The sequence below is a fragment of the Desulfopila aestuarii DSM 18488 genome, assembly GCF_900143695.1.
GTDB lineage: Bacteria > Desulfobacterota > Desulfobulbia > Desulfobulbales > Desulfocapsaceae > Desulfopila > Desulfopila aestuarii.
Window position 1 is genome coordinate 1 of record NZ_FRFE01000061.1, and the last position, 9879, is coordinate 9879.

The 9879-nt window shown below is 48.0% G+C and carries 12 protein-coding genes and 3 pseudogenes; 9 read left to right on the forward strand and 6 right to left on the reverse strand.

Features of this window, described 5'->3' with window-relative positions; genetic code table 11:
* The 9 genes and pseudogenes from BUF15_RS25570 to BUF15_RS25605 all read left to right on the forward strand — a co-directional run.
* The coding region (locus BUF15_RS25570) for a nucleotidyltransferase family protein (protein WP_327021897.1) at positions 1-349 on the forward strand (349 nt) is incomplete at its 5' end.
* A complete protein-coding gene (locus tag BUF15_RS25575) occupies positions 346-672 on the forward strand; it encodes a HepT-like ribonuclease domain-containing protein (RefSeq protein WP_073617122.1) in 327 nt (108 codons plus the stop codon). The genes BUF15_RS25570 and BUF15_RS25575, both read left to right, overlap by 4 nt.
* A 146-nt stretch (positions 673-818) precedes the next feature.
* Positions 819-1850, forward strand: a complete 1032-nt coding sequence (locus BUF15_RS25580) for an NAD-dependent epimerase/dehydratase family protein (protein ID WP_073617124.1) — start codon at positions 819-821, stop codon at positions 1848-1850.
* A 202-nt stretch (positions 1851-2052) separates the two neighbouring features.
* Positions 2053-2325 carry an REP-associated tyrosine transposase gene (locus BUF15_RS28555; RefSeq protein ID WP_073617126.1) on the forward strand — a complete coding sequence of 91 codons (273 nt, stop codon included), beginning with the start codon at positions 2053-2055 and terminating at the stop codon, positions 2323-2325.
* A gap of 42 nt (positions 2326-2367) precedes the next feature.
* A pseudogene (gene tnpA, locus BUF15_RS28560) lies at positions 2368-2812 on the forward strand (IS200/IS605 family transposase).
* A gap of 56 nt (positions 2813-2868) precedes the next feature.
* Positions 2869-3123, forward strand: coding sequence for an REP-associated tyrosine transposase (locus BUF15_RS28570; protein WP_407642655.1), 255 nt, complete (start codon positions 2869-2871; stop codon positions 3121-3123).
* A gap of 160 nt (positions 3124-3283) precedes the next feature.
* Positions 3284-3490, forward strand: a pseudogene (locus BUF15_RS25595) (NAD-dependent epimerase/dehydratase family protein); the annotation flags it as partial.
* A gap of 23 nt (positions 3491-3513) precedes the next feature.
* Positions 3514-5238: a bifunctional sulfate adenylyltransferase/adenylylsulfate kinase gene (locus BUF15_RS25600; protein ID WP_200802494.1), complete on the forward strand. Its 1725-nt coding sequence runs from the start codon at positions 3514-3516 to the stop codon at positions 5236-5238.
* Between the two features lie 24 nt (positions 5239-5262).
* Positions 5263-6555: an MBL fold metallo-hydrolase gene (locus tag BUF15_RS25605; RefSeq protein ID WP_073617128.1), complete on the forward strand. Its 1293-nt coding sequence runs from the start codon at positions 5263-5265 to the stop codon at positions 6553-6555.
* Here BUF15_RS25605 and BUF15_RS28575 read toward each other — a convergent pair.
* From BUF15_RS28575 to BUF15_RS27260, 6 genes and pseudogenes are all read right to left on the reverse strand, one after another.
* A pseudogene (locus BUF15_RS28575) lies at positions 6526-6750 on the reverse strand (HepT-like ribonuclease domain-containing protein). The gene BUF15_RS25605 and the pseudogene BUF15_RS28575 overlap by 30 nt on opposite strands.
* Positions 6751-6850: 100 nt before the next feature.
* A complete protein-coding gene (locus tag BUF15_RS25615) occupies positions 6851-7093 on the reverse strand; it encodes a nucleotidyltransferase family protein (RefSeq protein WP_200802495.1) in 243 nt (80 codons plus the stop codon).
* Between the two features lie 403 nt (positions 7094-7496).
* Positions 7497-7856, reverse strand: coding sequence for a PEP-CTERM sorting domain-containing protein (locus tag BUF15_RS28580; protein WP_073617130.1), 360 nt, complete (start codon positions 7854-7856; stop codon positions 7497-7499).
* The gene (locus BUF15_RS25625; protein WP_073617132.1) at positions 7846-8880 is read right to left on the reverse strand and encodes an IS630 family transposase; all 1035 of its coding nucleotides are present in this window, start codon (positions 8878-8880) and stop codon (positions 7846-7848) included. The genes BUF15_RS28580 and BUF15_RS25625 overlap by 11 nt, the downstream gene beginning before the upstream one ends.
* A gap of 24 nt (positions 8881-8904) precedes the next feature.
* Positions 8905-9186: a hypothetical protein gene (locus BUF15_RS26960; RefSeq protein ID WP_143170890.1), complete on the reverse strand. Its 282-nt coding sequence runs from the start codon at positions 9184-9186 to the stop codon at positions 8905-8907.
* A 371-nt stretch (positions 9187-9557) separates the two neighbouring features.
* A partial coding sequence (locus BUF15_RS27260; RefSeq protein WP_327021898.1) for a transposase occupies positions 9558-9879 on the reverse strand: 322 nt, incomplete at its 5' end.

Genomic DNA, 9879 nt, shown 5'->3' on the forward strand with positions numbered 1-9879 from the left:
TTGGACACGTCCCATCAACCATGATATCGTGTCTATGAGCTTCATGGCATTCTCCTTGGATTGGTTTTGCTGGATACAAAACTATACCAGGAAATGCCATGAAGCTCTATTATTTCAGAATGTTAAATCAAAATACTCCCTGATTCTGTTATTGCACGTCTTTTTGCAAGAGGCTCATAGTGATATTGATTTGCTGGTAGAGTTTGCAGAAGATGCCGATATGTTTGATTTGGTAGGCTTGAGTTTGTTTCTGGAAGAAAAATTTCATCGTAAGGTGGATGTCATTCCAAAGCGGGCATTACGGCAGGAGCTTCAGTCCACGGTGTTGTCAGAGGCTATTGTCGTATGAGGGATTATCGTTTGTACTTGCTTGATATTATTACTGCGATTGAAAGTATTGATCGATTTATTCTGGGTATGGACCAAGAGGCATTTAAAGCTGACGACAAGACGGTGAGTGCGGTAATACGGAAGCGTGAAATCATTGGGGAGGCCGCGAAGGGAGTACCCGAAGAGATACGCGCAAGTCATTCACATATTCCATGGAGGGAAATGGCAGGGATGCGTGATAAATTGATCCATTTATACTTTGGGGTAGATTACGATCTGGTGTGGTCAACAGTGATACGACGGTTACCCGATGTGAAACGGTGGATCAATGAAATCGTTTAGCGCCCGAAACTCATTAACGTCGTGAAAATGATGCTTGAAGATTTGCAATAACGATCAAATAAAAAAATAAATGATTTCTTAATATCTCACCCCCAAGTCCCTGCCCCCGAACCCCTCACTCTATAACCCCTAACTCCTAACTACAAATGCAAACCACCTATCAAACACAACAAACCCAGCTCAAATTCTCCCCACGCACCTGGCTTATCACCGGCGTTGCCGGTTTTATCGGCTCAAATCTCCTGGAAACCCTATTAAAACTCGATCAGAAAGTGATCGGGCTCGATAATTTCTCCACCGGTTTCCAACATAACCTCGATGAAGTGCAATCCCTGGTAAGCGCTGAGCAGTGGCAACGGTTCACCTTTCTTGAAGGCGATATCCGCAATCTTGAAACATGCAAAGAGGCCTGTGCAAATGTTGACTACGTGCTGCATGAGGCAGCACTTGGCTCGGTGCCGCGGTCGATCGCCGACCCCATCACGACCAACGAAAACAATATCAGCGGCTTTCTCAACATGCTGGTTGCGGCACGGGGCGCCAAAGTAAAGCGTTTTGTTTATGCGGCCTCCAGCTCCACCTACGGTGATCACCCCGGTCTGCCAAAAGTTGAAGACAGAATAGGTAAACCTCTATCGCCCTATGCGGTTACCAAATATGTCAATGAACTGTACACGGATGTTTTCGCCAAAGCATATAATTTCAAGACAATAGGGCTCAGATACTTTAATATATTCGGCCAGCGGCAGGATCCGAATGGAGCCTATGCCGCCGTCATCCCCAAATGGTTTTCCGCCCTTATCAATAATGAAACGGTTTTCATTAATGGCGATGGCGAAACCAGCAGGGACTTCTGCTTCATTGAAAACTGCGTCCAGGCCAATATCCTGGCGGCGACAGTGACTGATGAGGCGGCGACAAACCAGGTCTATAATGTTGCCTTTGGCGAACGCACAACCCTGAACGAGCTGTATCGCCTTATTCAGGATCTGGTTGTTCCGGCCAATAGCGCCGCAAAAGAGGCCAAGCCGCAATACCGTGATTTCAGGGAAGGGGATGTCCGCCATTCTCTTGCGGATATTTCCAAGGGGAGACAACTCCTTGGCTACGAACCTCAATTTTCTGTCACAAGCGGCCTGGATAAGGCTGCGAAATGGTATTTGGCGAAATTGAGGTGAGGAACGAAAATAGGCATCGGGTTTGTGTTGGGCACGCTCCGCTTAGCCCAACCTACGTATGTTGTAGGTGCCACTATTCTGACGCTGGCAGAAGGTCAAAGGTAGAACGTAGGTTGTGCAAAGGCGGCAGTCTGCGGTGCCCAACACCGGTAAATGCAGGTTGTGCAAAGCGCAATGTGGCCAACGAGAAAAAAGAGGATATATGCGTTACCGCCGCAGCTACGAAGGTAGTTTGTATTTCTTCACTGTGGTAACAGAGCAACGGCAGAAGCTCCTGACGCTCCCCGACAATATAAACCGATTGCGAGAAGCGTTTCGTAGAGGAATACATGCTCATCGCTTTGACCTGGATGCTGTTGTGATATTGCCAGACCACCTTCATTGTTTGTGGTGTCTACCTGAAAACGATTATGATTATTCAGGTCGGTGGGCACGTATCAAGCGGTATTTTAGTGTCCCCATCGGGGATGGTTGAAACCCCTCGCCTTTAGGCGAAGAGAAGATTAAAGTTGTCGATATGCGACGTTATAGACTTGGTTCCCATACAAAAACAGATCTGAAAGTTCACATAATCTGGATACCAAAGTACCGAAAAAAAGTGCTAACGGGTCAGGTAGCAGTGCGTACCCGGGATATCCTTCGTCAAATTGCTTACGAGCATGAATTGGAAGTAATATCCGGCAAGGTAGCGAGCGATCATGTTCACATGTTTATAGGCCACAGGCCAACCCAGAATATAAGCAAAATAGTTCAATGGTTAAAAGGAATCAGCTCGCGTGCCTTACTCTCTGAATTTGCCCATTTAAAGAAACAATTCTGGGGTCGGGCACCTATGGGCTAGAGGTTACCTGGCAGTAAGTTCAGGCAATATAACTGACGAGATGATCCAGCAATATATCGAAGAGCACGAGGGGGAGCCAGTAGCTGCTGATGACAGTCGATTTCCAATCGACCCCTCTTGAACCCCTCGTCTTATAGACGAGGGTTGTTTAGTTGTGGTTGTGTTGGGAACACAATCATGACAAGCGTTTCCAGAAAGAGGAAGAGGGAATTGTCAATTTGGCAAAGACGGTTCTGGGAACATCGAATCCGTGATGAAGACGATTGGCGTCGGCATATGGATTACATCCATTATAACCCGATAAAACATGGATACGTTACCAGCGCATGGGAATGGCCGTATAGTTCGTTGAGGAGATGTGCGGAAAGAGGTTTATATCCAGATAATTGGTGCACCTCATCCGATATGGCTGAATACGAGCACGGCGAATGAGTGGTTGTTGGGCACGCTCCGCTTAGCCCAACCTACGTATGTTGAGAGGCCAATATCCTGACGTTAGCAGAAGGTAAAAAGTAGGTTGGGCAAAGGCGGCAGTATGCCGTGCCCAACTGATGCCTGTCTTTGCCGTCTCCAGCTCCACCTACGGTGATATATATTTGGCCAGCGGCAGGATCAGAATGGAGCCTATGCCGCCGTCATCCCCAAATGGTTTTCCGCCCTTATCAATAATGAAACGGTTTTCATGAATGGCGATGGCGAAACCAGCAGGGACTTCTGCTTGATTGAAAACTGCGTCCAGGCCAATATCCTGGCGGCGACAGTGACCGATGAGGCGGCAACCAACCAAGTCTATAATGTTTTCAAACTATCAAGGAGTATGCAGTGAGTTTATCGCGCCCTATAACACAGGAGTATTCAGAAAGTCTGCTGGTTCATTTCCGCTATGGGGAACAGCTGAAGCAGAAGGCTACCGGCTGCTCTGGAATTGATCTTAATCACCGGCAGCTGTGTGACCTCGAACTCCTCTTAAACCGTGCGTTCTACCCACTGTCAGGTTACCTGGCCCGAGAGGACTACGAAAGTGTCCTCGACACGATGCGGCTCTGTGACGGCACCCCCTGGCCGATGCCTGTCTGTCTTGATATCGATGAGAAAATTGCCCGTGAACTTTCTGCCGGCCAGCATCTGGCGTTGAACGATCAGGAAGGGTTTCTGCTGGCGATTCTTACGGTCGGTGATATCTGGCAACCGGATAAGAAACGCGAGGCCCTGAAAATATATGGAACCGACGATGCCTCCAGTCACCCCGGTGTTCAGCAGCTCTATTCAAACGTCAAGGATTGGTATGTCAGCGGCACTCTTGAGGGTCTCAACCTGCCGATACATTATGATTTTAAGGAACTGCGGCGAACTCCGGCCGACACCCACCGCATGTTTGCGCTGAATGGCTGGCGGAATGTCATAGGTTTCCACACCAGGGAATACCTGCATTGTGCACACCGTGAAATGGTTTTACGGGCTGCCCGCGAGGCCGGTGCCAATATCTTTTTGCAGCCGGTGGTGAGTCTAGGACAATACGGGAATCTCGATCATTATACCCATGTCCGCTGTTATCAGCAGATAGCCCAGAAGTTCCCCAAGAATATGGTACTTGTAGGCTTGCTGCCACTGGCCGACCGCTGGGCTGGTCCGCGAGAAGCCCTTTGGCAGGCGATTATAAAACGAAACTACGGCTGTAGTCATTTTCTGGTGGCTGACGACCATGCCGATCCTTTTTCCGCAATCAGCAATGGCGGCCACCAGCTCTTTTATCCGCGCCACGCGGCCCAGGAACTGGTTGGTGAGTTTGCAAAAGAGACCGGCATAGAGATGGTCCCAGCCAATAAAATGGTCTACGTGGAAGAGAAGGCTCAATATCTGCCCGAGTCCGAAGTTGCCGAGGGGATGCGGATAAACGAGATATCATCTGCCGAACTCAAGCGTCGTCTGGAGCATGACCTTGAGATCCCGGAATGGTTTTCGTATCCAGAAGTGGTCGAAGAGCTGAAAAGAACCTATCCTCCACGTTCCCGCCAGGGCTTCACCATTTTTATCACCGGCTTTTCCGGTTCGGGCAAGTCAACCCTTGCCAGAGTACTCCTCATTAAATTCCTGGAAATGCGTACCCGGCCTGTAACACTTTTAGACGGCGACATCGTTCGTAAAAATCTCTCAAGTGAGCTGAATTTCTCAAAAGAACACCGTAACCTCAATATTACCCGCATCGGTTTTGTGGCCAGTGAGATCACCAAAAACGGTGGTATCGCCATCTGTGCTCCAATTGCGCCGTATGAGGAATCGCGCAAGGCCAATCGTGAGCTGATCAGCAGTTGCGGTGGGTATATCGAGGTCTATATGGCTACCCCACTGGAGGTCTGTGAACAGCGTGACCGCAAAGGGGTGTATGCCAAAGCCAGGGCCGGAAAGGTGAAGGCATTCACCGGTGTAACCGACCCCTACATCCCACCGGCCAACCCCGAACTGACCATTGACACCTCCAATATGACTCCCGCAGAAGCGGCTCAGGAGGTATTGCTCTACCTCGAAGAGCAGGGATATTTGCGGTAGGGAAATAGAGAAAAAAGGCAAATCATGAAACTGACAGTCACCCATCTTGGTGCAAAAGAGTGTGTCACCGGCTCCTGCCACCTGATCGAGACCCAGCCGGGATTCAGCAATGGCATCAATATCCTTGTTGATTGCGGTATTGCCCAGGGCGATGATCCCGAGCTGCCTTTTGACCAGTTTCCGGTGGCGCCGGCAGACATCGATTATCTCTTTCTCACCCACGCCCATGTCGATCACATCGGCCGCGTACCGGGCCTGATTGAAGCGGGATTCGATGGTGAGATCATCTGTACCCATGCCACCCAGGCGCTGCTCATCCCCATGCTTCGTGATGCCATGTCGTTTTCAGCCCGAAGCGAGAAAGATGTTCATCGACTGGAAGCACGTATCGACAAACTCTCCTGGGGTTTTGAACTGCACGAAACGTTTGCCTTAAAGAAAGGTATCACCTTCAAGCTGGGCAACGCCGGGCATATCCTCGGCTCGTGCTTTATCCTGTTCACCTTTCCCGACGAAGAGTCGGGTAATGAATACAGGGTAATCTTCTCAGGGGACCTCGGCTGCAACGATACGCCCATACTTCCAGACCCTGATGCGCCGGAAAGCTGCGATCTGCTGATTCTCGAATCGACCTATGGCAATCGTCTTCATCCCGACAGAGCAAACCGGGTTGAAACGTTACGAAAGGTGCTCGATAAAGCACTGGCTGATAACGGTATTGTCTATATCCCCGCCTTTTCCCTCGGTAGAACTCAGGAACTACTCTACGAGCTGGATAAGATGAACATCAAGGTGCCGGTCTTTGTCGATTCCCCGCTGGGGCTGGAAATCACCAAGATCTATGCAGAGCTCGACGAGTTCTGGGATGAAGATGCACGAAAACTCCTGGAGAAGAGCGATCATCCCTTTGATTTCAAGGGACTCTACGCGGTAGAAAAATTTCAAGACCACCAGAAACTGCTCAACATCAAAGGCCCGGCCATCATCATCGCCGGTAGCGGTATGTGCACCGGCGGCAGAATCGTCGACCACCTCCGACACGGCCTAGAAGACTCTCGCAACGACATCATCTTTGTCGGCTACCAGGCCAAGGGCACACCGGGCCGCCGCCTTATCGAAAAGAAAGACCCGGTGAAAGCAGCCATCCACACCCTCACCGCCTATTCAGCTCATGCCGACCAGCAGATGCTTGTGAACTGGGTACGCTCCATGCCCCAACTACCAAGGGAGATCCGCCTGGTCCATGGAGATTCTGAGGCCCGACAAGCCTTGAAGGAAAAAATTGTTTCAAGCCATTCTCTTAATAACAGCATGTAAATCCGGCAAATCGTCGGTAATGACATTCCAGACTATCTCGAGATCTATTCCAAAATATTCATGTATGAGAATATTTCGAGAATTTTTGATGGCTTGTCAATTCACCTGAACATACTGTTCCTTTAGCGCATCTGAAAGTTTTCCGTAGGCTTCGCCGACAGTTTCGAACTCTCTTATGACAGCCGAGTACCGCATTCGGTCATGGCGGAACTTTTCAAAACTGACGCCATGCGTCTAATCTAGTATCGCCTCGACTGATTCGCGAATATCTGCAATATAAACAATATCATTCCGGTTAGACATAGATAATCTCATTTTGTATAGAGTCTTTGACGGCAGGCTTTAAAGTACTCTCTATACCTAAATCGACAGGTGCACCAAGGCTTTTTTCGATATATCTGAGTAATGCAACGAAATTCTGAAGGTTCCTTTTCTCGGGGAGCATTTCTATAGCAATGTCGATATCACTTTTTAGCGTCTGCTCTCCTCTGGCAACACTTCTAAAAAAGCCGATTTTTTGTACGCCATATTTTTCCAAGAACTCAGCTTTTGGGCTTTCATAAACTCTGTGAGTTCTTCTTTTGAAATGGCCATTCAGGGTTCGATACGGGGATGTTGGTTGGGCGCTCAGTCTTGTATCCACCAAATTAGATATCTGAACCTACAAGGGTTTTCCAGGTCTTATACAGATGGTTGGCAGGTCTGGTGTGAATGTGTGCAAGTCTCAAGATGTTATCAAGATGTCAAGTGGGATAGCGCGTAATGCGTTCGGCGATAGGTGTATCTGGTCAGGAATATGGCGTGGTAGATAATCGACAGCAACTGGCCACGTGGTTTTGAATGATGCCTAAAGTTGTTCTAGGCTTTAATTATAATAGAAAAGGCCGGAAAAGAAAAATGGCAGCTCCCGCCATGGAGCTGCCATTTGTATTGAATAACTGCTAGCTAGCAACTTGCTTTTTCTTTCTCAATCGTACTCCTGCGAGACCAGCAACTCCGGTGGCCAGAAGCGTTAAGATTGCAGGTTCAGGGGCTGGAGAAAACAAGGTGACGTGGCTTACACTATCAATGTTATCAAGTGTAATGCCTATTGTTGAAAGATTAATTACAGCCCATCCGAGAAAGTTATTATTTTGAAAAAGGAAATGATCGAAACCTGTGGTTGAGACCTTGCCAGTTTTGACTAGAAAAAATCCCCGGTTCGTAGCTTCCAAGACTAAGAGCCCAGGCGCCATTGGGTACGGAATTGCCGTCAGTGTTTTTATTAATCCGGCGGGCAAATACTGACATTTAAGCTGCATACTTTATGGCCGGATGCTTGAAGTACTTTGCAACCCTATGAGGCTTGCGCTGGAGCATCCGCATGTGCCCTAGGATCTTGCCTTTCAACTCATCCTCATTCCGGGCCGGAGAAGATGCTCTCAGGCCTGCCTTCAGATCACAATTCAGGCACTCATCAGGATTCAACTCTGGAGAGTACGATGGGAGATAAAACACTTCGATTTTTTCCTCATGCTTCTGCAGCCATGCTTTCACCAACTTGGCATGGTGAACTCGCAAATTGTCTAATATCAAGAAAACCTTACGGCCAGAATCTTTGATCAACCGTCTAAAGAAACGCAGGAGAACCCTGGCATTCATCGTACTTTTGTAGATCATGAAACGAACCAGGCCCTGATTGTTAATCGCCGAGATCATATTGACGGAAAACCTCTTGGCGTTGATCTCAACCACTGGTGTATGTCCTTTAGGCGCATATCCCCGACTGTGATTGCAGTCGTTCCGAGACCCTGTCTCATCTCCCCAGTATATTTCAGCATTTTCATGCGCTGCTTTCCTTCTAATTTCTGGGTAAGTTTCGTCCAGCCATTGCTGTACCGCTTTGGGGCTTCGTTCATATGCTCTCTTAATCGGCTTCTGCGGTGTAAAACCCCATCGATTCATGTAATCACCGATTGTGCGGACAGCGATCTTCACGCGCCACATCTGATACACTGCAGACTGGATAGCTTTTCGATTCCAGAGAGCAAAGGGAAGCTTGAGCTGCCTGGGGTTCTTTTCAACGAGCAATTGCTTCAGTCCTTTCTCCTGGGCTTCGGTCAAAAGCCTCTGAGATTCTGAGGTTCTTCCTCGCTTCTTTAAGACAACTGCTTGTTTTCCGCCACTTTTCCAAGCCGTAATCCATTTACGTACAGCGGAGTAGCTTACGCAGATAATATCAGCAATATCTCTTCGCGTTCTGCCCTGCTTGAATAGGCGGACAGCTTGGTCGCGATTGTATTGCTGGACTTCTTTTGATAGTGATCTGCCATCTTGTGTTTTCATGCCTGCATAATACCACAATTATCACTATTTGACCACCTGGTTAATATCATAAACATCGTACCATTCGGTCCCGGTCAGCTTATCAATTTTAAAAGTGTACTGAACGCTTTCGGGATAAAGGACCTCATTGACCCAAGACGCCTCAGTTGTAGGGTTCGAATTTAGTAAAAGTGTGCCTTTACGTAGTGTATCAACAATCCTCACATCAACTATTTGATTATTTATGGTGATGGTTCCAGCTCTTCCTGAATCGGTCGCAGCCATGACAGCTAGACTACATATCATTGCCCCAATGATTTTCTGCATTCTGGTTTCTCCAATATGTGTGTATGAGTTAAGCGGATGCTGTGTAAAGTCGTTACTGAAAGTTGTTGAGCAAAAATCATGCCATCTCGTGAGTGTGATCTTGGTCCGGTAATCGATTAAAATGTCTTTGGTATGCAGCTCAAATAGGTTTTTTACAACCTGGGATAGTAGGTATTCCAGGATTTTGGACATTATTTCCAAAATTTTCAACGATATCCTATGAGATCATTCGGTGGGAGTTGGAGCCCCCCGTCTGTTTTGACATACTAAGACAAAAGGGCACTGCATGAAAAAGTGAGTAAAAAGAGCCTCTTGTAAAATGACCAGAGCGTGAGGCTTTGCACTGTGGCCACAAATTGATCTTTGACAACTTAACCAAGCAGCCGTAAAAGTTGATCTGAAAATAAGGTGATAACTCCAAACATCAGGTGGAGAGACACCTTCGCGTGCCCCTTGACCATGACGTTGTTGGCACCAAAATCTTCTTTCAATCGGCTGTTTGCCCGTTCAACGCTGGATCGAATTTTATAGCGCTCCGCTTCGTGAGGAGCCATAGGTAAGACATCTTTTCCACGTCCATTTTTATCGATGATAGGGACATGTCCAAAGCCCCGGCTGATCTCTTCGATTCGCTTGGCGTCGTAGGCCGCATCCATCAGATCATAAAGGTAGGTCACCTTTCCACTGGTCAGT